Source organism: Mucilaginibacter gotjawali (assembly GCF_002355435.1).
Classification (GTDB): Bacteria; Bacteroidota; Bacteroidia; order Sphingobacteriales; family Sphingobacteriaceae; genus Mucilaginibacter; species Mucilaginibacter gotjawali.
Genome location: NZ_AP017313.1, coordinates 929,401 through 951,434 on the forward strand (window position 1 = coordinate 929,401; position 22,034 = coordinate 951,434).

At 46.2% G+C, this 22,034-nt stretch carries 20 protein-coding genes; 9 read left to right on the forward strand and 11 right to left on the reverse strand.

Annotated elements, in window-relative coordinates:
- Positions 1-74: 74 nt before the first annotated feature.
- Entirely contained in the window at positions 75-1,448 is a 1,374-nt protein-coding gene (locus tag MgSA37_RS04190) for an ATP-binding protein (RefSeq protein WP_096349993.1), read from the forward strand.
- A gap of 80 nt (positions 1,449-1,528) precedes the next feature.
- On the opposite strand, the gene MgSA37_RS04195 is transcribed toward MgSA37_RS04190, so the two are convergent.
- The 4 genes from MgSA37_RS04195 to MgSA37_RS04210 form a co-directional block, all read right to left on the reverse strand.
- The gene (locus MgSA37_RS04195) at positions 1,529-2,941 is read right to left on the reverse strand and encodes an efflux transporter outer membrane subunit (RefSeq protein ID WP_096349994.1); all 1,413 of its coding nucleotides are present in this window, start codon (positions 2,939-2,941) and stop codon (positions 1,529-1,531) included.
- 280 nt (positions 2,942-3,221) lie between these two features.
- Positions 3,222-6,437: an efflux RND transporter permease subunit gene (locus MgSA37_RS04200; RefSeq protein ID WP_096349995.1), complete on the reverse strand. Its 3,216-nt coding sequence runs from the start codon at positions 6,435-6,437 to the stop codon at positions 3,222-3,224.
- 108 nt (positions 6,438-6,545) lie between these two features.
- Complete coding sequence (locus tag MgSA37_RS04205; RefSeq protein WP_096349996.1) at positions 6,546-7,673, reverse strand: efflux RND transporter periplasmic adaptor subunit; 1,128 nt, start codon at positions 7,671-7,673, stop codon at positions 6,546-6,548.
- A gap of 327 nt (positions 7,674-8,000) precedes the next feature.
- Positions 8,001-8,651, reverse strand: coding sequence for a TetR/AcrR family transcriptional regulator (locus tag MgSA37_RS04210; RefSeq protein ID WP_096349997.1), 651 nt, complete (start codon positions 8,649-8,651; stop codon positions 8,001-8,003).
- Positions 8,652-8,899: 248 nt separating this feature from the next.
- On the opposite strand from MgSA37_RS04210, the gene MgSA37_RS04215 reads away from it, so the two are divergent.
- Both MgSA37_RS04215 and MgSA37_RS04220 read left to right on the forward strand, forming a co-directional pair.
- Positions 8,900-10,000: a nickel-binding protein gene (locus MgSA37_RS04215; RefSeq protein ID WP_096349998.1), complete on the forward strand. Its 1,101-nt coding sequence runs from the start codon at positions 8,900-8,902 to the stop codon at positions 9,998-10,000.
- Between the two features lie 138 nt (positions 10,001-10,138).
- Positions 10,139-10,528 (forward strand): DUF4242 domain-containing protein, encoded by a 390-nt coding sequence (locus MgSA37_RS04220; protein WP_232010779.1) that lies wholly within the window; start codon positions 10,139-10,141, stop codon positions 10,526-10,528.
- A gap of 62 nt (positions 10,529-10,590) precedes the next feature.
- Here the strand turns inward: MgSA37_RS04220 and MgSA37_RS04225 are convergent, their stop codons facing one another.
- A complete protein-coding gene (locus tag MgSA37_RS04225) occupies positions 10,591-11,094 on the reverse strand; it encodes an OsmC family protein (RefSeq protein WP_096349999.1) in 504 nt (167 codons plus the stop codon).
- A gap of 223 nt (positions 11,095-11,317) precedes the next feature.
- On the opposite strand from MgSA37_RS04225, the gene MgSA37_RS04230 reads away from it, so the two are divergent.
- From MgSA37_RS04230 to MgSA37_RS04245, 4 genes are all read left to right on the forward strand, one after another.
- A complete protein-coding gene (locus MgSA37_RS04230) occupies positions 11,318-12,094 on the forward strand; it encodes an SGNH/GDSL hydrolase family protein (protein WP_096350000.1) in 777 nt (258 codons plus the stop codon).
- Between the two features lie 547 nt (positions 12,095-12,641).
- Positions 12,642-13,079, forward strand: a complete 438-nt coding sequence (locus MgSA37_RS04235; protein ID WP_096350001.1) for an Hsp20/alpha crystallin family protein — start codon at positions 12,642-12,644, stop codon at positions 13,077-13,079.
- 65 nt (positions 13,080-13,144) lie between these two features.
- Entirely contained in the window at positions 13,145-13,438 is a 294-nt protein-coding gene (locus tag MgSA37_RS04240) for a hypothetical protein (protein ID WP_096350002.1), read from the forward strand.
- A complete protein-coding gene (locus tag MgSA37_RS04245) occupies positions 13,435-13,635 on the forward strand; it encodes a hypothetical protein (protein WP_096350003.1) in 201 nt (66 codons plus the stop codon). Before MgSA37_RS04240 ends, MgSA37_RS04245 begins: the two co-directional genes overlap by 4 nt.
- 31 nt (positions 13,636-13,666) lie before the next feature.
- Here the strand turns inward: MgSA37_RS04245 and MgSA37_RS04250 are convergent, their stop codons facing one another.
- Together MgSA37_RS04250 and MgSA37_RS04255 are read right to left on the reverse strand one after the other, a co-directional pair.
- Positions 13,667-14,149 (reverse strand): nuclear transport factor 2 family protein, encoded by a 483-nt coding sequence (locus MgSA37_RS04250; RefSeq protein WP_096350004.1) that lies wholly within the window; start codon positions 14,147-14,149, stop codon positions 13,667-13,669.
- Positions 14,150-14,200: 51 nt separating this feature from the next.
- On the reverse strand, positions 14,201-15,070 hold the full coding sequence (locus MgSA37_RS04255) for an aldo/keto reductase (RefSeq protein ID WP_317046623.1): 870 nt from the start codon (positions 15,068-15,070) through the stop codon (positions 14,201-14,203).
- Positions 15,071-15,253: 183 nt separating this feature from the next.
- Between MgSA37_RS04255 and MgSA37_RS04260 the strand changes: the two genes are divergently transcribed.
- Both MgSA37_RS04260 and map read left to right on the forward strand, forming a co-directional pair.
- Positions 15,254-16,150, forward strand: a complete 897-nt coding sequence (locus MgSA37_RS04260) for a helix-turn-helix domain-containing protein (RefSeq protein ID WP_096357260.1) — start codon at positions 15,254-15,256, stop codon at positions 16,148-16,150.
- Positions 16,151-16,635: 485 nt separating this feature from the next.
- A complete protein-coding gene (gene map / locus MgSA37_RS04270) occupies positions 16,636-17,400 on the forward strand; it encodes a type I methionyl aminopeptidase (RefSeq protein WP_096357262.1) in 765 nt (254 codons plus the stop codon).
- A 317-nt stretch (positions 17,401-17,717) separates the two neighbouring features.
- Here map and MgSA37_RS04275 read toward each other — a convergent pair whose 3' ends face one another.
- The 4 genes from MgSA37_RS04275 to MgSA37_RS04290 form a co-directional block, all read right to left on the reverse strand.
- A complete protein-coding gene (locus MgSA37_RS04275; protein ID WP_197706082.1) occupies positions 17,718-18,239 on the reverse strand; it encodes a GNAT family N-acetyltransferase in 522 nt (173 codons plus the stop codon).
- A gap of 56 nt (positions 18,240-18,295) precedes the next feature.
- Positions 18,296-19,264 (reverse strand): alpha/beta fold hydrolase, encoded by a 969-nt coding sequence (locus tag MgSA37_RS04280; RefSeq protein WP_172885290.1) that lies wholly within the window; start codon positions 19,262-19,264, stop codon positions 18,296-18,298.
- 82 nt (positions 19,265-19,346) lie between these two features.
- A complete protein-coding gene (locus tag MgSA37_RS04285; RefSeq protein WP_096350007.1) occupies positions 19,347-20,597 on the reverse strand; it encodes a dipeptidase in 1,251 nt (416 codons plus the stop codon).
- A 163-nt stretch (positions 20,598-20,760) separates the two neighbouring features.
- The gene (locus tag MgSA37_RS04290; RefSeq protein WP_232010780.1) at positions 20,761-22,023 is read right to left on the reverse strand and encodes an MFS transporter; all 1,263 of its coding nucleotides are present in this window, start codon (positions 22,021-22,023) and stop codon (positions 20,761-20,763) included.
- Positions 22,024-22,034 lie beyond the last annotated feature (11 nt).

Sequence of the window (22,034 nt, forward strand, 5' to 3'; positions counted from 1 at the left end):
CTCAAAATCAGCTTTACACTTTGGCTATCGGCCTGTTCGGACAGGGGGGATAGCCTTTATTTAAAAAGAGGATTATGATGGGCAGGAATGAGCTTTCAGAACGATTGGTGATAGCCAACGAAGAAAAAGCAAGACTGGAAGCAGAGCTTATCCTTGCGAATATTGAACTGGATTTTCAGAACGAAGAAAAGAAAAAGCGCGCTGCTGAACTTAACCTGGCGAATATTGAGCTGGAATTTCAAAACAGGGAGAAACTTAACCGCGCCAGGGAACTCATCATTGCTAACAGGGAACTTGATTTTCAGAACGAAGAAAAAGGCAAACGTGCCGCTGAATTGATCATCGCCGGCAAGGAACTGCTTTTTCAAAATGAGGAAAAGGAAAAACGTGCAGCGGAGTTACTGTTAGCTAATACCGAACTGGTTTTCCAGAATGCAGAAAAAGAAAAACGGGCGGCCGAACTGATCATCGCCAACAAGGAGCTGCTTTATCAAAATGGTGAAAAGGAAAAGCGCGCGGCGGAACTGATCATCGCCAACCTGGAGTTGATTTTTCAAAATGAAGAAAAAGAAAAACGGGCAAATGAGCTGATCATTGCCAATAAAGAATTGACTTACCAAAACGGCGAAAAAGAGAAACGGGCGGCCGAATTGATTATTGCGCTGAAAGAGTTGGGTTACCAGGATGAAGAAAAAGCAAAACGCGCTGCTGAACTGATTATTGCTAACCGTGAGCTGTTGATCCAACAGCAGGAAAAAACAAGACGGGCGGCTGCAGAGGCAAAGAAAGATGAATTCTTTAATATGGTTAGTCATGAATTCAAGACACCATTGACCAATATAAAAGCCATAAACCAGCTGCTTGAAAAAACAACTGACCGGGCCAATAAACATTATCCATTTATTTTAAATGCCGGCCATAGCATTAAACGGCTTGAAAAACTAATTGCGGACCTGCTGGATGTAACCAAGATCAACTCAGGCCAGATAGACCTGAATATCGCGGCGTTTTATTTCCCGGATGCACTCACCAACAGTATAGCCAATATCCAGCTTACGGCAAACAACCATGAGATTATGCTGGAAAATTCGGCAGATATCCTGTACGCCGGCGACCAGTTCAGAATTGAACAGGTACTGATTAACCTGTTAACTAATGCCATCAAATATTCTCCTGAGGCCGGCAAGGTATTGGTAAAAGCTAAAATTGAATCGGGCGACCTGGTGGTGACCGTGCAGGATTTTGGTATTGGGATTGCAAAACACGAGATCGATCAATTATTTCAGCGTTTTTACAGGGTAAGTGAAACGGCTATGCTTTTCCAGGGCGTCGGCTTGGGTCTGTTTATTGCGTCCGAAATTGTCAAAAAACATAATGGCAGGTTTACTATTACCAGTGAGCCGGGCGAAGGCAGCAGTTTTAGTTTTACACTGCCATTGCCCGCCTGAGATGGATCGGCAAATCATAAAAAAATCCCTCAACCAATTGGTCAAGGGATTTTTAAACATAATTGAATCATAGGCCGGGGTTACTTCCACCCGCCGCCTAGAGACCTGTAAAGTTCAGCCACTGCGCTTAATTCTTCACTTTTTATCGATGCCAGTTCAAGCTCACCTTGTAATACGTTACTTTGGGCGGTAATCACTTCCAGGTAATTGGCGATGCCGTTTTTAAATAACAGGTTGGCATTGGCAGTAGCATGCTGTAATGTATTTACCCGGCTGGCAGCGATGTTTTGCTGCTGCTTTAGCTTTTCAATTTTCACCATTGCGTCCGATACTTCGCCCACCGCATTTAAAACTGACTGACGGAATTGCAGTACGGTTTTTTCGCGTTCAACCTGCGCTACATCGTATTGGGTTTTTAATTTTTTGTGTTCAAGCAGGGGCTGTGCGATGCCGCCTGCCACAATGCCAAACAAGGATGCCGGCATATTAAACCAGTTACTTGCTTTAAACGAATTGACGCCGCCGGTTGCTGTAATATTTAAAACAGGATACATGGCGGCTTTGTTGATGCCGACATTGGCATTGGCCGTAACCAGGGCAAGTTCGGCGCTTTTGACGTCTGGGCGGCGACTTACGAGGTTGGCAGGTAACCCGGCCGAAACATTAGCCGGGGTAACCATTTGATCAAGGATGGCGGTACGCTCAACCCTGCCGGGCAATTCGCCGGTGAGAATACGAAGGGCATTTTCCTGGATGCTGATGTTTTGTTCAAACTGGGGCACCAATTGTGCAGCGGTCTGTTCCTGTGCTTCGGCTTGTTGTACAGCCAGCGAAGTTACCTGCCCTGCATCATATTGCAGCCGGATAATGCGCAGCGTGCTGTCGTTTAGCAGTACATTTTTATGGGCGATATCCAGTTGAGCGTCCAGCATCAGCAGGTTATAATAACCCTGCGAAATATTGGACACGAGGGTAGTTTGGATAGCCTTTTTAGCCTCAACAGTTTGCAGGTAAGCAGCTAAAGCTGCTTTGCTTTGGTTATGGATTTTCCCCCAGATATCTGCCTCCCACGAAACAGCCACATTGGCCGAGTAGTCTTCGATATGGTTGGTGCCGATATTGTACTGGCTTAAACTGAGCCCGGTAAGGCTGTTGTTTGATGGACGGTTGGTGTTGGCGGTGACATTCAGGTCCACCTGCGGTACATTGTTCCACTTTACCTGTTTGAATAATAATTGCGACGCCTCCATATTTTTTAGGGCGATCTGCATATCGTAGTTTTTAGCAATAGCGCTGTCGATCAGCTTTTGCAAAACCGGGTCGGTAAAGAAATTCTTCCAGCTGATATCTGCGATGCTGCTGGTATCGCTTGCCGCAGCCGCGCTGCCGAAATGATCGGGCAGGGCAGGTTTAGGCGTTTCAATATCTTTTGAAACTTTACAGGCGCTTAATATCAACAGGATAAAAGCGAGACTGATTATGTTATTTTTCATTTGTGTGATTTTTAATTTGTAAAATTCTACTAAAGCGATGGGTTTTAAACCAAGGGTGCTCGAAACCTGGTCGCCTTAGCTTTTGGCCTTGTGTGATCGGTTCCCCTCTTGAGAGGGGCATGGGGTGTGTTAACGAACTTTGCTCTAAAACGAACCTCCACCCTTACGTTCCCGACACACCCCTCCGCCCCCTCTCAAGAGGGGAATCGCACGAGGCCGCCGCCTTTTTAAACGTTTCGGACACTTAGTTTTTCTAACCCATCGCTATTGGCGATGAAAATCATCCCTTACTATACTCTCCCTGCAAAGCCAACACATCCACATTATTTGCGCTGTCATCCGCTTTTTGCCGGTGCAACACCGCTAGTGGCACGCCGGTAACTTTCTCCTGCAAATGCTGGAAGATGACGAACAATACCGGGATGATAAACAGCCCAAGAATCACTCCCGCAACCATACCCCCGGCTGCGCCGATACTGATGGAGTGGTTACCCTGCGCCGAAGGACCGGTGGCAATGCTCATAGGGAACAGGCCGAAAACAAAGGCCAGCGAGGTCATGAGGATTGGGCGGAGCCGTAACCTTGCCGCTTCAATAGCCGAGGCTACCAATTGATGCCCCGCCTTGCGTCGTTGTACCGCAAATTCCACAATAAGGATGGCGTTCTTGGCCAGCAGCCCGATCAGCATGATAAGCGCTACCTGTACGTAGATGTTGTTTTCAATCCCGGTAAGGCCCAGCACCGCAAATACGCCAAACACGCCTGTTGGGATAGACAGGATCACCGCCAGTGGCAGGATGTAGCTTTCGTATTGCGCCGAAAGCAGGAAGTAAACAAATATCAAACACAGGATAAATACGATGACCGATTGCCCGCCGGATGAGATCTCTTCGCGGGTTTGCCCGGTAAATTCATAGGCAAAGCCTGATGGCAGCTGCTCTTTGGCGACCTCTTCAATTGCCCTGATCGCATCGCCCGAGCTATAACCCGGTTTTGGTATGGCGTTGATTTCGATCGAATTGAACAGGTTAAACCTTGATGCCGTTTCGGAACCGTAAACCCGGGTTAGCTTTACCAGTGTGTTGATGGGCACCATGTCGCCGGTTTTGCTTTTTACAAAAACCCGGTCGATAGACGAAGGATCTGTCCTGTCGGCGATATCCGCCTGCACAATTACCCGGTAATATTTACCAAACCGGTTAAAATCCGAAGCCTGCGCACTTCCGAAATAGGCCTGCATGGTTTCAAGTATGTCCTTTACATTTACACCCAGCTGGTTTGCTTTTTCATCATCCACTTCTAATTGTAATTGCGGGTAATCCGCTTTAAAGGAGGTAAATGCATAGGCTACGGCCGGTTTCTTCATCAGCGCGCCAATAAAATTGTTGGCTACGCCGCTGAACTTGTCCAGCTGACCGCCGGTTTTATCCTGCAGCACCATATCCAGAGCCTCCACATTGCTAAAGCCCGGTACGGTAGGGAAGCTGAAAACAAAGAAACTTCCCCCGGTTATTTGGCCCAGCTGGCCCCTGATCTGGTCCATAATGGCGTTGATGTCCTTTACTTTACCTCTTTCATCCGGTTTCTTCAATAACACAAAAAATACGGCAGATGATGGACTGGTAGAGTTGGTGAGCAAGTTGAAACCGGGTAAGGAGGTTACAAACCTGGCCGCTTCCAGTTTACCAACGGTATTTTCGGCCTGCTGCATTACTTTGGATGTACCATCCAGCGAAGTGCCCGAAGGTGTATTTACAGCGATAGCAACGAAGCCCTGGTCCTCGGTAGGGATAAAACCTGTTTTGGTGTTCCTTACCATCAAAACGGTGGCTGCAGTGATCAAAATAAGCCCGGCAATACCCACCCATTTATTTTTCACCAGGAACTTTAATCCACCCACATAGCGGTTGGTTATGGTGTTAAAACTGCTGTTAAAACCGGTGAAGAAACGTTGTTTAAACCCTTGTTTAACGGTGCCGTTTCTTTTATCGGCATGGGTGTCTTTTAAAAACAGCGCGGCCAATGCCGGGCTAAGCGTTAAGGCGTTAACCGCCGAGATCATAATGGCGATGGCCATGGTAAAGGCAAACTGCCGGTAAAAGATCCCTGTCGACCCCGTCATAAAACCAACCGGTAAAAATACGGCAGCCATTACTAAAGTGATGGAAATGATTGCGCCGGTGATCTCGTGCATCGCTTCAACTGTCGCCGGTTTTGGGGCGAGGTGTTTGTGCTCCATTTTGGCATGCACCGCCTCCACCACAACGATCGCGTCGTCTACCACAATGCCTATCGCCAGCACCAGCGCAAACAGCGTAAGCAGGTTGATGGTGAAGCCAAACAGGTTCATGAAGAAGAAGGTACCGATAATGGCTACCGGCACGGCTATCGCAGGTATCAAAGTCGACCGGAAATCCTGCAGGAAAATATACACCACAAGAAATACCAGGATAAATGCTTCTATCAATGTATGCTCTACCTGGGTAATAGATTCATCAAGGGCTGTTTTGGTTCGATAAAAATTATTGTATTTAATACCTGCGGGGAAATCTTTGGATGCTTTTTCCATCAGTTTATCCACCGCTATCTGGATCTCATTGGCATTTGAACCCGCCAGCTGGATAATACCGATTGCGATACCGTTGTGACCATTTAAGCGGGTTAAACTGGTATACGAATAGGCGCCCAGTTCAACACGGGCCACATCCTTTAAATGCAGTACAGAACCATCAGCATTGGCGCGGATGGCAATGTTTTCGTATTCTTCGGGTTTGGTAAGCTTGCCTTTGTATTTAATCACATATTCAAAGATCTCCTTGCTTCTTTCGCCCAGCTTACCGGGGGCAGCCTCCAGGTTTTTATCCTGTATGGCGGCCATTACCTCGGCCGGGGTGATCTTATAAGCGGCCATCTGGTTTGGATTGAGCCATACCCGCATGGAGTAATCCTTCACCCCGCCGAATATACTTGCAGAGCCTACACCCGGGATCCGTTTAAGCTCGGGGATAATATTGATCTGCGCATAGTTGGCTACAAAAGTCTGGTCGTATTTTTTGGGGTCTTCGGTATAAATACCCACCGCACCGATCAGGCTGTTTTGCTGTTTGGTAGTGGTGATGCCCTGCTGCACTACTTCGGCAGGCAGCTGGCTGGTGGCCTGTGCCACACGATTTTGTACGTTCACGGCTGCCTGGTCGGGGTTGGTGCCCTGCTTAAAGTAAACCGTAATGGCTAAAGTACCATCATTACTTGCAGTCGAGCTCATGTAGCTCATGTTTTCCACCCCGTTAATGGATTCCTCCAGCGAGGGCGCTACCGAACGGAGTACCGTTTCGGCATTGGCGCCGGGATAAACCGCGGTTACCAGCACCGCCGGTGGCGCTATATCCGGGAACTGCTGTAAGGGTAATTTAAACAGGCTTAGCAGCCCGAGGATTACCAGCAGTATGGAGATGACGGTAGCGAGTACCGGTCTTTCTATAAATTTTTTAAACATCGTTTTAATTTTAATGTGTGTGAAGCCTCACCCAACCCTCTCCAGGGGAGAGGGCTTTAATTTCTTTTGCTCCCCTCTCCTTTGGAGAGGGGCCGGGGGTGAGGCGTTTTAATTTTTAGCCAAATTATCGCTGGCTTTTTTGGGCTGAATTACGGTACCTTCCTGCAAACGATCAAAGCCGCTCAGTACGATCTGGTCGCCAACTTTCACGCCGTCTTTTACCAGGTAATTGTTGCCGCTTTTGCCAATAATAGTGATAGCCTGTTTTTTAACCTTATTGCTGTCGGCCACTGCAAAGACAAATACTTTGTCCTGCATTTCAACGGTTGCCGATTGCGGGATGATCAGCGCATCTTTATGCTGAAGGCTTAAACGGATTTTACCTGTATTACCTGATCGCAATAAACCCTGTGCATTCGGGAAACTTGCTCTCAGCGTAATAGCGCCGGTGTTTTTATCAAACTGGCCGTCAATCATGTCGATCTTTCCCTGTTGGGTAAACTGGCTGTTATCAGCTAATACCAGGCTTACAGCGGGCAGTTGTTTTAATTTGTCCTTTAGGGTACCGCCCGGATATTGCTCTTTAAAGCTCACAAAATCCTGTTCGCCCAGCGCGAAATAAACGTGGACATTATGTACGTCAGATAATAGCGTTAACGCTTCGGCATCCGCAGGTGCAACCAGGCTGCCCTGTTTCTTTAGCAGGCGGCCGATATAACCGCTCACCGGGGCTTTTATTAAAGTGTAACCCAGGTTGATCTGCGCGGTAGATACATTTGCTTTTGCCTGTTCGATATTGGCTTTGGCGACATCGTAGGCAGCCTTTGCAGTTTTTAACTGGTAATCGGATACCACCTTGTTTTGTACAAGCAGGGTAAGTTTGTCAATTTCCAGCTGTGCATTGGCTAAAGCGCCTTCGGCGGCGTGCTGGCTGGCAATGGCATTGTTTAAAGCGGCGCGGTAAGGCTGATCGTTAATTTTAAAGATCGGTTGCCCGGCGTTTACAAAAGCGCCTTCGTCAACAAATACTTTATCAAGCGAACCGCTTACCTGCGGGCGGATCTCCACATTTACCGCACCCTCAACCGAAGCAGGGTATTCCTGGTAAGTGGTATCGGTACCCGCAATAATGGTGGCCACCGGCAATGATGGTGGCGGCGGTGCTACAGCCGTTTGCGGTTTTGGTGAACAGCTGTATAGCGTTAGGGCGACAAGCGCCAGATAGATGGTTTTCATGTTAATTATTGATTTAGTGAATTTGCGAACTGGTGAATTAATGGGTTTGTGACCGGTTGGAATTCGTTTCCACCGTGGCAGCGGCCCGGCCACTTTGTTATTTATTTAACACTGTTAAATTATCTAACGAGTGTAAATATTTCTGAATAAATTTGTTTAACCTTTTTCATGACATTATTAATTTAAATTAAGTACTAAACCTTCCGGTGAAACCGGAGAACAAAACTCACTGCCTGGGGGCAGTATTAAAACCCGGTTCTTGCGTTTCTGGTTGTTTGCAAACGGGTGGCGGCTCTTATGTGCCGGTTTTATTTATGGGTATGTTATTTATTCAACACTTTTATTTTCTTTAACGGGCGCAGTCCCTGGCGAAAATTGACCAGTCATTGACCTGATAATTGCGCCGATGGCGTCTTTTAAAACCTGCCGGTTAATCTCGTCCGAGTTTCCGCGGCTCAATATATTGATAGAGATTAACCCATGCACCACCGACCAAAAGGTATAATATTTTGTACAGATCATGTTCGACTCCATATCCTGTATACCCATCAATTCGCCAATTACCGCGGTAAACAAGTCCCAGGGTCTTTCTGCCTCGGGCAGGGTGTTCATCAATTCGCAACTGTAATTCGTGTTCACACCGTACATGGCCTGGTATAATTCCTTATTGGCAAAGGCAAAGTTCCAATAGGCCAGCCACATGGCTTCCAGTTGTTTTGCAGGCAGGCGGTGCTTGCTTTTGGCCTCTTCCAAATCCCTCGACAATATTAAATACCCCTTGCGGGTAAGCTCCAGTATAATGGCGTCCTTGTTCGAAAAATATTCGTAAATAATAGGCGCCGTATACTCAATTACATCGGCAATTTTACGCATGCTTAACGCCTGCCATCCCTCTTCCTTAACAATCTGAAGCGCAGCCTTCAGGATGTTCATCCTGGTATCTTCTTTCAGACGTTGTATCCTCTCTTTGCTTGCCATTTTAAACTCACAGCATTAAATCATTTAACACTGTTAAGCAAATGTACACCGATAAATGGAAAAGTGTGTTCATCTGATTGTCAAAATTTGTAAATGGGGCTTTCCGCGTGAGTAGTTCTTTTGTTGGTTAGACCGGAATAGCATGGTTAGCCTTACGGAATTTGCAGAATATAAACCTATTAAATTATTGCCGGTTAGATAATTACGCAAAAAGTATTAAATTTATCACCATCTAAATATATTTTATCATGCCGATATTCATGGATGTTCATATTGTTCCGGGCGTGAAAGCCAAAGATGTGGCCGAGGCGCACCGTTTGGACCTGCTCCACCAACATGAACATGGATGTAACTGCATGACGTATTGGATAGATGAAGCCCGCGAAAGTATTTTCTGCCTGATTGATGCCCCTGATAAAAATGCGGTGGCCGAAATGCATAGTAAAGCGCACGGCCTTATTCCAAATAAAATTATTGAAGTGAACAGTAACCTGGTGGAAGCTTTCCTGGGGCGTATCTATGACCCCACTGATGCACCAGTATCCAATAATGGCTTGAAAGTTTTTGCCGATCCTTCTTTCCGGATTTTACTGGTGACCAAAACAGCCGACCCGGTATTGCTAAAACACCAGTTTGGGGATGAGCAGGCGGGTGAATTATTAAGCGCGCATACCAGCATCATCCGTAAAAATATTTTAGCGCAGGGCGGACGCGAAGTTGAGCATGAAGGAAGCGGTTTTGTGGTTTCATTTTCATCTGCAGCTAAAGCGGTGGATTGTGCCCTATCGGTCCGCAAGGAATTGCCGTCTTCTATTGCGGAACAAATCGATTTGCGGATAGCGGTAAATGCGGGCGAACCGGTTGAGCGTAGCGAGCACCTGTTTGGCGAAACTATTGAATTTGCAACGAACATGTGCCGGATTGCCAAAGAGGGGAAGATCGCCATCGCATCAGCGGTTAAAGAATTGATTGCGGAAGATATTTTCCAGAAAGAGCGAAAATATTTCCTGAACCTTTTACCGCCTGAGGAGCATTTATTGAAATTGCTGTTCAGTAAACTGGAGGAGAATTGGCAGGACGCGGATTTCGACCTTTCAGATTATTGCAACGCCACGGCGATGAGCAGCTCTCAATTATACCGAAAAACCATCGCACTAACCAGCCTGCCACCCAACTCACTGTTAAAGGATTTCAGGTTGCATAAAGCAAAAGACCTGATGCGGAAAAAGTATTACAATATCGCACAGATCACTTTTGATTCGGGCTTTACCAGTGCGTCTTATTTTACCAAATGCTTTAAAAAGAAATACGGCCTGCTGCCCATGACCTATCTTGAATTACTCCACTAATAATTACTACCGGTTAAATTTTACCATTTATTGACGGATTTGTTTCATCCCGTTTGCTATTTATTGAATGATTTGTTATAGCCGCCGCTATTGGCCGCCGCTAACTTTGAGTATTCTTAAACAATTAAACTCAACGTTATGAAACTCATTAAAAACGCCACCCTGATCCTGATGATCGTCCTGTTCGGCAGCATGATCGCCAAAGCGCAAACCTCAGTAAAAGACAGTTCAAACAAATTAACCACAGCAACAATGAAAACTTACCTCATCGAAAGAGACATCCCGAACGCCGGCAAGTTAACGCCGGAGCAGTTAAAATCAATTTCGCAAAAATCATGCAGTGTCCTGCAGCACATGGGGCCGCAAATCCAATGGATCCAGAGTTATGTAACCGGCGACAAGATTTTTTGTGTGTACAAAGCAGAAAATGAAGACCTTATCCGCGAGCATGCCAAAGAAGGAGGCTTCCCTGCCAATGTGATTACAGAAATTTCAACCACCATCAGCCCTGCAACTGCCAAACAGTAAGCTGGTAGAAGAAATCATTTATTGAAGAAACCCGCTTGATGCGGGTTTTTTTATGCAGACTGCTAAGTATGATATGTTGTTTGCACCTCTACTCCACGGGCGAGTGTTTGGTATACCACACAATACCTTTCGGTTAATTTTTTAAGGGCCGAGATTTGCTCTTCGCCGGCATCGGTATCGATGTCAAATTCAAGGCGGATAACTTTAAAGCCCACGGGGGCTTCTTTACTTACCCCTAAAGTTCCTCTGAAATCGAGGTCGCCTTCCGCCCGTACAGTGCCGCTTTTGAGATTCACTTCAATTGCGGTTGCCACGGCTTGCAAGGTAACGCCTGCACAAGCCACCAGCGCTTCCAGCAGCATGTCGCCTGAGCAAGCCAGCATGCCCGTGCCTCCCGTAGCAGGATGCAGTCCTGCTTCTACAATGGATTTGCCGGTTTCCACTTTACAGGAAATACCCTCGCCGATCTTTCCTTCGGCTTTTAAGGTGATGATCGCCGACCCGGGATGCTCGCGATATTGATCTTTGATCGGGGCCTGGAGATTTTTGAGTTCTGTTGCATTCATGATGACAAGTTAAAAAAAATCTGACAAGCTGTACGGGCAATAATTTTGGCAGGTTTTTTTTCTGGTAGTTTTACTAACAGATATGCCCCCGGCGCTCTGACCATCCGGCCATCCCGCTTCGGCGTATCAATTTTGCTAAATCGTTTTATTTATTAAATATCGTTTGTTATTTTTGTTTTTTATCCGGTATAATTGCCCCGGTTAAACGTTGAAAATATAAATCATGAAATACCTCAAAATTTTAGCCCTGCTGCTGTTTTGCCAAACAGCATTTGCACAAACCGATCAAAAACCTGCCGAAGTAAAAACAGAAGAGCAAAAAAAGCAGGACTGGGAGAACTTTCAAAAGATGATTGAACACCGCATCCATAACGACTGGGCCTGGCTGGAGCGCTATGCGGATGACAACCAAAAGCTGCCAGCACCGGCAAAAGGCGAACGGCGGGTAGTTTTTTTAGGCAATTCCATTACCGAAGGCTGGATCAACACCGACCCTGATTTTTTTAAAGGTAAAAATTATGTTAACCGCGGCATCGGCGGGCAAACCACGCCGCAAATGCTGGTGCGTTTCCGCGAGGACGTGATCAACTTACAGCCCGAAGTGGTGGTGATCCTGGCGGGGATCAATGATATTGCCCAAAATACCGGCCCTTCGAAAATTGAAAACGTAGCCGGCAACATATTTTCTATGGCCGAGCTTGCCCGCGTTAACCATATCAAAGTGGTTTTATCCTCTGTTCTTCCTGCTGCTGCTTTTCCATGGCATCCCGGCATCGATCCGGTACCCTCTGTCATCAAATTAAATGAACTGCTGAAAGCCTACGCCGAAAAAAATCACCTCGGCTATATCGATTATTATTCGGCCACGGTAACCGGGGACAAAAGCTTTAAAAAAGAATTGACCGTTGACGGGGTACATCCCAATATGGCCGGCTACAAAGTGATGGAGCCGCTGGTTGAAAAGGCGATAGGGGAGGCGTTGAAGCAAAAATACAAATAGACAAATAATCAGATAAAGAATTTTCTTCCTTGTCTGCCGGGCTTCCTGCAGATTGTCCCGCGTTTTTGGAGGCATGGTACAGCATGGTCCCGTGCCGGTTTAAGTTAACCCATAAAATGGTGGAGGAGGCCCGTCATGAAAATTCCGCGACCACCAAACGTTCCGTAGGAACGTAAAAACAGGTTTCGGCCATGTTGCAACCGACCAGGCGTTCCTATGGAACGCTTTTTTGTTCTTTCGTCCGGTACGGACGTATGGTTGGTAGAAAAACAACAAGGTGTAAACGCGTTCCGGAGGAACGCCTGGTGAAATAGACACCATACCCAACTGACAAAGTTTTATGGGTTAACTTAAACGTGCCGGAGACTGGAAGGTGCGTATTCCTAACGATTCGCTGAAAAAATGACATCGGCACTGAAATATTTTCACCAAAAAGCTGTAAATTTTACATCAGATTGAGTTTGGCATTGACCTTGCTGTTGGGGTTATAGTTTAATTAATTATTGATCATTTATTTTTTAGATTAACATTTAAAGGAGAAAAGGCCATGACCTTAGTTAAATTCAACAACAACCGCAACAACACATTATTGCCAGGCTTTAATGATGTTTTTGAATCAATTTTCAATGATACTTTTTTTAACGACCGGCTGGTAACCCGGGTGCCTGCTGTTAATATCAGCGAAAGCGACAACCACTACCATGTGGAACTGGCCGCGCCTGGCTTAAAGAAAGACGACTTTAAGCTGCACCTGGAACATAATCAACTTACCATTTCAGTGGAGCAATCAACAGACCACCAGGACAATCAAAAAAATTTCAGTAAGCGTGAATACAGCTACAGTTCGTTCGTTCGCTCATTTACCCTGCCCGAAAGTGCCGATGATAACCGGATTGATGCTAGTTATACCGATGGGATCCTGCGTATCGATATTGCCAAACGCGAAGAAGCCAAAGCGGTGCGCCGCCTGATTGAGATCAAATAAGCGCTAAATAGTTTTTAACCCAGAGAGCTCCTGCTTGCAGGGGCTCTTTGATTTTGTGAAAGGCTATGAGAACACAATTTTATATCTTACTGAGTCTGAAAACACCGCAGGGCTTTTTGGACTACGGGCAATATTTCTTCGGCAACGACCGTGAAACTGCTTACGGCCTGTTCCGGCAATTGAAGGGGGACGAAAATATTAAAGATTCATGCCTGCTGCATATCGACCTAATGGAAACAATTGATGAGTTGCCTGTCAGGATCAAAACAATTTGCTGTACCCTGGATGAAGTAGGCGCTAATTGCAAACTTATCGCCCGCGAGTTGTTTCGCGTAAAAAACCTGGAGGAAATGGGATGAAAAATAAATTATCGTCGTTACAAACATTGATCGCCTTGCTGACGATCGGGATATTGGCCTGGGATATTCTTTTATGTCTGACCCGGCATATGCGATCTTTACCACACCAGGACATGGTGCTTACGGGCTCCCTGCTCTGGCTCGTTTCTTTGTTTTTTCCGCAGCAAAGCGACGATGACTGGGCGGGACAGTTTTGATTCGCTTAATGATTGTAGTACCGTAGTATTATTATTTAGTCATTTTAACCGGCCTGAGTAATGTTGAGAAGGTGAGAGATCCCATTTTCCATTTGCCGTCTTCTTTCAGGTAAACTTCGGTAACCATAAATGCATGCACGACTTCGTTGCTGCCCACTACTGCCAGCAAGTCGATGTCGTTTAATAAGATGGCAGTATTACCAAAAATATTAACAGATGCACCATAAACTTTAGCTTTTTTATACCAGATAAAGCCGCCTTTAATAGTATTCAGTTCCTGGGTTTTGCCCCAACTACCGCCCATATGGACAAATACGCAATTTTCGGCAAACAGTCCACTTAAAGTATCTACGCTTTTGTTCGCCATCCATTGCCACTTGCTTTTGGAAAGGTCAAGGAGTTCCTGTTCTTCTTTCGTTGGGCTGGCTTTAGGCGCACTGGGTAAACTTGCCTGCGCATGTGAAATTTGTATGCTGCCTATGCAACACAGGATGGCGATAATTGCTTTTTTCATGGTTTTAAATTTTAGTTTATAATTGGTTCAGTTTATATTGATCTGTAATGATTAATCGTTCATTTTTCGCTCGCCCAGCCACTTTGCCATTTTAGGGTCGCGGTGGTCAAAGAAGCTGCTGGCTTTGGTATCGAGGGTTTTGATCTTTTCCATCTCCTCAGCACTTAACTCAAAATCAAGGCTGTTTAAATTCTCTGCCATACGTTCTTTGCGAACTGATTTAGGGATGGCAACTACGCCACGTTGCGTGAGCCAGCGCAGCACCACCTGTGCGATTGATTTATTATACTTGTTTGCGATGGACTGCAGCAGTTCATTATGGAAAAGATTGTTTTTGCCTTCGGCGAATGGTCCCCAGGATTCGATCTGCACTTTGTTTTCGATCATGAATTGCTGCGCTTCGTTTTGCTGGTTAAACGGATGGGTTTCTACCTGGTTTACCGCAGGGACTATTTCGTTGTTCACGATCAGGTCCATCAGCCGGTCGGGTTGAAAATTGCTCACGCCTATGGCTCTTATTTTTCCTTCCTTATAAAGTTCTTCCATTGCCCGCCATTCGCCATATACATCGCCAAAGGGCTGATGGATCAGATATAAGTCCAGATAGTCGAGTTGCAATTTCCGTAAGGACTTTTCAAAGGCTTTTTTTGCGCCTTCGTAGCCCTTGGCCTGGATCCAGAGTTTGGTAGTGATGAACAATTCCTCACGCGCTATTCCACTGTTTTTAATCGCTTTTCCAACCGCTTCTTCGTTCATGTAAGATTGCGCGGTATCAATCAACCGGTAGCCGGTTTCAATGGCGTCAATCACACTTCTTTCACATTCCGCCAGGTCTGTTACCTGGAAAACGCCGAATCCTAAGATGGGCATTTCAACGCCGTTATTTAATTTTACTGTTTGCATAGGCTCTACTTTAATCATTCTTACAAGCTGAAATTTATGCCATAATGGCCTGATTTACTTTTGACAATACAAAGGTCGGGCGTTTTATCTGCACCGACAGGATACAGATTACGGATGTTAGTACCATTTTTACTGATTGCGGAATTGATAATGGTGAAATGGCAGATTAAGTAATAACTTTGATTATAATACATGAAGGAAATGGATAAGCTATTAAGGTTCAATACGATCAGCGAATACAACGCATTCAACAATAATGCAACCAAACATCCGCTGGTTAGCGTTGTCGATTTTTCAAAGGCAGCGCCAAGAAGCGGCTCAAAGATGTATTTCGGCTTCTATACCATTTTCCTGAAAGATGTAAAATGCGGCGACCTGGTTTATGGCCGGAATACCTACGATTACCAGGAAGGTACCATGGTTTTTATGGCGCCCGGGCAGGTGGCCGGTGTAAACAGCAATGGGGAGATTTACCAGCCGAAAGGCTATGGGGTAGTGTTTCACCCTGATTTTATCCATGGCACTTCGCTTGGCCGGCACATGCAGGAATATACCTTTTTTGGCTACCAATCGCATGAAGCGCTGCACCTGTCGGACAGGGAGAGGGAAATAGTGCAGGATTGCTTTTCAAAGATCGACTACGAGCTGGATCATACCATCGATAAACACAGCAAAAGATTAATCTCAACTACCATCGAATTACTGTTAGGTCATTGTATCCGATTTTACGACCGCCAGTTTATAACGCGTGATCACGTGCACCATGGCATCCTGGAGAAATTTGAGCAGCTTTTAAATAACTATTTTGCCACTGATCAACCGCAGCTAACAGGGCTGCCTTCTGTTGCCTGGTGCGCAGATAAACTCAACCTGTCATCAAATTACTTTGGCGACCTTATCAAAAAGGAAACAGGAAAAACAGCATTGGAGTTTATACAGGCCAAACTGATCAGCGTAGCTAAAGAACGGATTTTTGATACCGAAAAAACAGTAAGCCAGATCGCGTTCGATCTGGGTTTTAAATATCCCCAGCATTTCGCCCGGCTTTTTAAACAGCAGGTAGGGCATACGCCGCTTGAATATCGTTCACTGAATTAAGACGGGGCCTCCCGCAGTTTATTAAGGGCTGAGCCACGGGCGCTGTTGACAGCCCTTTCTTTTTAACTCAACGTAACTTTTCGATCAGTCGGCCGGCCTCTACCTGCGAGCGGAGCGTCTTTTCTGCGATCGGAATAGCTACCGGGCTGGAGGAGCACCGTATCTACAGTTCTATATTTTATTAAAATTGTTTTGGTAGACCCTATGTTCCCCTTTATTAATTTGACGGATTCGCCGCCTCCATTTTTGGTTATTGGATTTGCTTTCTACTGGGCTATCCCCGCCCTTGTAATTCATTATTTCATCGGTAAAATTAAGCGGTCGCAAAAAAAGATGATTCCTTCCCGGTGGGGTACCGCGCAAGGTTCCGTTCCTGATACCGCGTAAAGATGTTATCTAAAGGAACGTCATCTCTACAAACTGATATTTGACAAACGGTATCAACTAATTAAATGGTTATTTTTGCGGCGGGTAAAAATTCAAAAATGTCAATAGCCACCGAAAACGAAAGAATTGGAATGGAGCAGGCCAGTGAGGCTGTAGCCATCACGCTAAAAAAGATGCGGGCATATGCCCAACCGGGCATCTCCACAAAAGAACTTGACGAATACGGCGGCGAATTGCTGGCAGCTTTGGGCGCACGTTCGGCACCTTTATTAACCTACAATTTCCCCGGGCATACCTGTATCAGTGTTAATGAGGAGTTGGCGCACGGCATCCCGTCGGCTGATAAGATTCTTAAGGAAGGCGACCTGGTAAATATCGACGTTTCGGCCGAGCTGAATGGCTTTTGGGCGGATAATGGCGGCTCCTTTGTTTTAGGAGAAGATATCCAGGGCCATGGCAAGCTGGTTGAAGCATCGAAAGAGATCTTGAAAAAAGCGATCAGCAATATTAAAGGTGGTGTCAGGATCTCCGAGATCGGCAGACTGATAGAGACGGAGGCAAAAAAGGCCGGCTACGTAGTTATCAAAAACCTCACCGGGCATGGTGTCGGTCGCAGCCTGCACGAGGAGCCACATGAGATTGCCAACTACTGCGACAGGTATAATACAGCACGTTTTAAAAAAAATTCGGTGGTAGCGATCGAGACTTTCATCTCCACACGGTCGACCATTGCCGATACACAAGCCGATGGCTGGACCCTGAATGGTAACAGAGGTGGTTTTGTGGCACAGCACGAGCACACCATTATGGTAACTGGTGGCGAACCGGTGATATTTACTGCGGGGAATGGGATTTGGGATTGATAATTCCAATAATACCCCAACGGCACAGGGTGGGCAAAAGCCCGTTTTTAGAAGTTTGCAAATTAACAGCCCCGGACGCTATTTTTTTTAAAATTTAATGCACAAAAATTCCGGTAAAAGCAAGGAAATTACTAATAATATTAGTGTACCAGGTGTACCGGGCTTATTCATGCGTCCCGGGTGGTTCAGGTGGCCAGGGTATTAGACTTTGTTTTTTTTGTCCTCTCAGGGGGGATCGCAGATAGGTCTGCGTTCTCCCCATGCATATTGCAATGCATGGTCGCCATGGCGGAGATTCCGGTATCATTAATCAAAAATTAATATTTAACCGCCATTTCCAACAGCGTAAAAATCCCGCTCTCATAATGCGCAGGCAGGTCGGGGGTGTAATCCACCGTAGTATTGGTATTAATAACAGTAAAGCCGCAGCGTTCGTAGTAATTGATGAGGCGTTGGTTGCCGCTGCCGGTATCCATGCGGATAAAGGATAATTGGTGCTGTTGGGCATAGGTTTTAGCCCATTCAATAATATGTTTAACCAGGTCATTCCCCCGGCTGGCCTGTGCCGTGGCAATCCGGTGAATATATACGGCAGGGTCATCCTGTGCAAGTTTCCATATCAGTTTGTCGTCCAGTGTAATGATAAAAGTACCGCCGATCTTTCCGTCAAGCAGGATTTTAAAATGGCGGTTTTCGTTTATTTCCTTTTCAATAAGCGCCACCCCGAAACCGAGCCAATAGTTATTGCCAACCTGTTTCTGGTAAGCAATGGCCTCATCATAAAGGTTGAAGATCGCCGGGATGTCGGCAGGCGTCGTATTTTGGATCTGTATCAGCATTGCTCAATATAAACTATATAAACGTAATCAACAGGCGTTAAACCTGCTTTCGTCAACTAATTTTTGAGGTGTAATTGTGGCAATATTTGTGTTATTACATCTTGCTGCAACAACTCAGGCTCGGTTACCGGGATCAGGTGGCCTGATTTTTCAAACCAGAATATTCCCTTTTTGGGTGCAACAAGTTGCTTATAATATTTTTCGGAGATCATGTAATTTGTTTGATGATCTTTCCGTCCCACAAAAAAATAAACCGGGCAATTAACTTTCGGCAGCGAAGTGGTTAAATTAATAAAGTTCGCTTCTTTAAAAAGGGCCGTCATTTCGGAGTTCTCCAAAAAGTATTTTTTAAATTCGGTAGTGTCGTCAATGGTTTCCCCGTTAAAAATAGATAACCATTTCCGGTCGTAGTAATTTTGCAGCCCATTCTCAAATGGGATTTTAACTTTGCCGAGTTCAGCTATGGCACGTTTATTTTTTTGTGCTGCAGCCCTTTGTTTTAATTCTTTTAAAGAGATCCGTTCGCTTTCCCATTGATTAACTGCCGGGCTTACCGCCAGATAGGCATAAACCTGGTCGGGATGTTTGTCTGCCATATAAAAGCCCAATACTGTTCCCCATGACCAGCCCATAATAACCATCTTTTTTTGATGGAACTGTTTCAATAAGGCAGAGACCAATTCATGGGTATCATTTTCATATAACTTCACCGTAAGTTTTACGGGTGATGGGTTGAGCTTTAAGGTTTGCCCGCAGTTACGTTGGTCCCAGGTAACCACCACAAAATGTTGTTTTAAAAGATGAAGATAACTTTGGTTTTCTTTGTAAATCCCCTCCGAACCCGGCCCGCCCGTTATAAAAAGGAACAAAGGTTTGGTACGGTCCTTTCCCTGTATGGCGATTACCTGTTTAATTCCGCCTGCGTTAACAGCTTCGGTAGTGTCAATCGGCGTTTGAGCGAAACAATCAATGGCGAAAAAAATGGCCACTAAACCCAGACAGAATTTGGGCGCTGATTTAAGCATCTTTATCATTAATTTTTTGAAATAATGATAAAGGTACTAAATGTAAATTGAGATCATCAATTGAGGCACCTTTAAACCCGTTTCAGCGCAAGGCGGCAGTCGCTGCGTCAAACACCCGGCAAAAATTACCGCCGCCTGCCTTGCCGATCTCGTCCGCGGTAAATCCGGTCTTTAACAGTGCATCCACCACCAGGTAATAAAACCCTTTTTGCTGGTCCTGCCAGGCCTGGTTGGTTCGTTCGCCGGTCCGCGCGCCACTTTGTCCGCCGCCGGGGCCGATATGGTCTTTATCCATGGGTGGTCCGTCGCGATGATCGGCTGGTTCGCCACCGGGAGGCGGCGGCGGGGCGCTTGGTTTTGGGCTGAGTCTGCCCGGGCTTCTGTAAGCCGGGGTGAGTTTAGTATCTGTACCGATGCAAACATGGTCGATGCCGATCACATCCACCAGCGCCCTCACATTCTGCGCATAGGCCAGCGGTGAGTCCGCCAGGTGTGTCCAAACACCGATGACGCCACCCGCACCGGCCACTATTTTAGCCTGTTCTTTGCTGATAAGCCGTGGCCGCATCATACGGGCCATGCCTTCATTGTTGCCCAGCTGCGTATCAAGGCCGGTGTGCGATATAATTACCGGGTGTGCCGCCACTTTCAATGCCGCAGCAATGGTTTCCTTGCTGGCATGCGCCAAATCTACCAGGATGCCCAGTCGATTGCATTCGCGGATGACATCGGCCCCAAATGAGGTTAGTCCTCCATAGCGGGGCGGGTTGGTATAAACATCGCCCAAAGGCACGGAAGCATCGCTGTCGTGCAGTAACCCCAGGTGCCGCAGGCCGCGCTTATAGGCTGCTTCAACCCGCTCCAACCTGCCCTCCAAAAAGTGGCCTCCCTCTACGGATTGGATAACGGTGGGCTGGCGTTGGTCGTGGGCAGTCCGCAGGTCGGCCATGTTTAGCGATCGCTTCATGCCGTTGGCAGCCAGTTGCTGATCCATGGCATCCAGTCCATTCAAAAACCGTTCATAGGCTTCGCCGGGGTTTTGTAATTTCTGATAATCGAGGGCGAAGGTCATGCAGATGGCTGACAAGCCTGATATTTTCATTTCGCGGGCCAGTTCAATGCGCGGACCAGGCACTTCGGCGGCGATAAGCGGTACATCGATATGGTTGTGCGTGTCGACGCCTATGGTTGCGGCAACAATGGCTGCAACCCCAGGGTCGATGCCATCAAGCGCCCACGCTGCAAGCGGCAGCTGCGCAAGCGCTGTACCTGCGCCGGCGATGCCTATGGTTGATAGAAATGCACGGCGTGACCAATTGGATTGAAACTTCATAGTTATTGGGTATAATATCGGTTGAAGGTAAAAACTGTTTAGCACATAGCCGTGGGTAATCGCCGTTTAACTACAATACACCGACGAAACGGCTGATACCAACCGCAGGAAAACAGAATGGTGGTCATTTTTAAATTATGTATAAAGTGTTACTGCCTGTATTTTATTCCATGGGTTTTAAAGCAGGGTTGGCTTTTGGCGAAAATTTTGTACACATAATCACCGCCACCAGTATAAGGAATGTTGCGCTTGCATATAATATTGCAGGGCTATAAAAATAGATTGCCGCCGCCACCAGCGGAATAAGCATATTATTGGCCGCCTGCAGGCTTTGGCTCACACCCTGTAATTTGCCCTGTTTGCTTTCGTCAACCAACTGCGACAACTTCCCGTTGTAGGCAGGGTCAAATAAACCTTCGCCCGAAATTATAAATATGATAGCAAGGGCAACAACAATTACCGAATGGATAAAGATGCTTGCCAGGATCAATCCCAGGCCAATTCCGAGCCCGAGTAAACCAGCTATCCTGATACTTCTTTCGTTAAAATGTTTCAGCAGCCAGGGTAATAACAATGCGCGGGTAATAATATCACAAATACCTACAATCGTTAGCATCCCGCCAATAATTGCCGGCCCCCATTTATAAATATCTTTCAGGAAAACAATAAAATTGAACTGGAAAATGCCCAGGCCGGTATAAAAAAGTACACCCAATATTAGCAGTAGTTTAACTTCCTTCAAGCTGAATATATCTTTAAAATGTGAAAAGGTATTGAAGCTGTGAAGCGTTAAATGTTTGGTTCTCTTTTCGGGGGCCAAAGATTCAGGCAATAAAAAATACACAGCCAAGCCCGAAATAAATATCAGTGCGGCAGTAACATAAAAGGGCAATGCAAGCGCAATGCTTCCCAGTAATCCGCCCAATGCCGGGCCTCCCAGTTTGCCTATGCCCATCACCGAGCCGACATAGCCAAACCACCTGGTCCGTTCTTCGGGTTCGGTACTGTCTGATATATAGGCAAACAGCGTACTGATATTACCGGCGGTGAGTCCATCGATAATGCGCCCGAGGAAAAGGATCCACAACGCGCCCCCGATTCCAAACAGAATATAGCCGATGACAGAGCCCAGCAGGCTGATGATCAAAATGATTTTCCGTCCGTACCTGTCGCTTAAAGCGCCAAAAATTGGCGCTGCAAAAAACGTGCAGGCAGCAAATACGGATAGGAGGGCACTCATACCAAAAACAACCTGTTGAACGGGAAGATATTTGCCCACTATGAAAGGCAATAGAGGAAGTACCACAGACAGGCCAATAGAATTTAATGAAACTATCCCTATAATGATCCACAGCCTGTTATTTTTCGACTTCAGGTTTGCGTGTGAATTTTGTTTGAAGTCCTTGCTTTCCGTTTTTGCTATCATACCGGCAAAGT

Bases quoted from the DNA above. Each gene is read 5' to 3' on its own strand.
- MgSA37_RS04235 (WP_096350001.1), top strand. From the start codon at position 12,642: ATGACCTTAGTTAAATTCAACAACAACCGCAACAACACATTATTGCCA.
- MgSA37_RS04245 (WP_096350003.1), top strand. From the start codon at position 13,435: ATGAAAAATAAATTATCGTCGTTACAAACATTGATCGCCTTGCTGACG.
- MgSA37_RS04195 (WP_096349994.1), bottom strand. From the start codon at position 2,941: ATGAAAAATAACATAATCAGTCTCGCTTTTATCCTGTTGATATTAAGC.
- MgSA37_RS04205 (WP_096349996.1), bottom strand. From the start codon at position 7,673: ATGAAAACCATCTATCTGGCGCTTGTCGCCCTAACGCTATACAGCTGT.
- MgSA37_RS04200 (WP_096349995.1), bottom strand. From the start codon at position 6,437: ATGTTTAAAAAATTTATAGAAAGACCGGTACTCGCTACCGTCATCTCC.
- MgSA37_RS04275 (WP_197706082.1), bottom strand. From the start codon at position 18,239: ATGCTGATACAGATCCAAAATACGACGCCTGCCGACATCCCGGCGATC.
- MgSA37_RS04260 (WP_096357260.1), top strand. From the start codon at position 15,254: ATGGATAAGCTATTAAGGTTCAATACGATCAGCGAATACAACGCATTC.
- MgSA37_RS04285 (WP_096350007.1), bottom strand. From the start codon at position 20,597: ATGAAGTTTCAATCCAATTGGTCACGCCGTGCATTTCTATCAACCATA.
- MgSA37_RS04255 (WP_317046623.1), bottom strand. From the start codon at position 15,070: ATGATTAAAGTAGAGCCTATGCAAACAGTAAAATTAAATAACGGCGTT.
- map (WP_096357262.1), top strand. From the start codon at position 16,636: ATGTCAATAGCCACCGAAAACGAAAGAATTGGAATGGAGCAGGCCAGT.
- MgSA37_RS04280 (WP_172885290.1), bottom strand. From the start codon at position 19,264: ATGCTTAAATCAGCGCCCAAATTCTGTCTGGGTTTAGTGGCCATTTTT.
- MgSA37_RS04190 (WP_096349993.1), top strand. From the start codon at position 75: ATGATGGGCAGGAATGAGCTTTCAGAACGATTGGTGATAGCCAACGAA.
- MgSA37_RS04290 (WP_232010780.1), bottom strand. From the start codon at position 22,023: ATGATAGCAAAAACGGAAAGCAAGGACTTCAAACAAAATTCACACGCA.
- MgSA37_RS04210 (WP_096349997.1), bottom strand. From the start codon at position 8,651: ATGGCAAGCAAAGAGAGGATACAACGTCTGAAAGAAGATACCAGGATG.
- MgSA37_RS04225 (WP_096349999.1), bottom strand. From the start codon at position 11,094: ATGAATGCAACAGAACTCAAAAATCTCCAGGCCCCGATCAAAGATCAA.
- MgSA37_RS04240 (WP_096350002.1), top strand. From the start codon at position 13,145: ATGAGAACACAATTTTATATCTTACTGAGTCTGAAAACACCGCAGGGC.
- MgSA37_RS04250 (WP_096350004.1), bottom strand. From the start codon at position 14,149: ATGAAAAAAGCAATTATCGCCATCCTGTGTTGCATAGGCAGCATACAA.
- MgSA37_RS04220 (WP_232010779.1), top strand. From the start codon at position 10,139: ATGAAACTCATTAAAAACGCCACCCTGATCCTGATGATCGTCCTGTTC.
- MgSA37_RS04215 (WP_096349998.1), top strand. From the start codon at position 8,900: ATGCCGATATTCATGGATGTTCATATTGTTCCGGGCGTGAAAGCCAAA.
- MgSA37_RS04230 (WP_096350000.1), top strand. From the start codon at position 11,318: ATGAAATACCTCAAAATTTTAGCCCTGCTGCTGTTTTGCCAAACAGCA.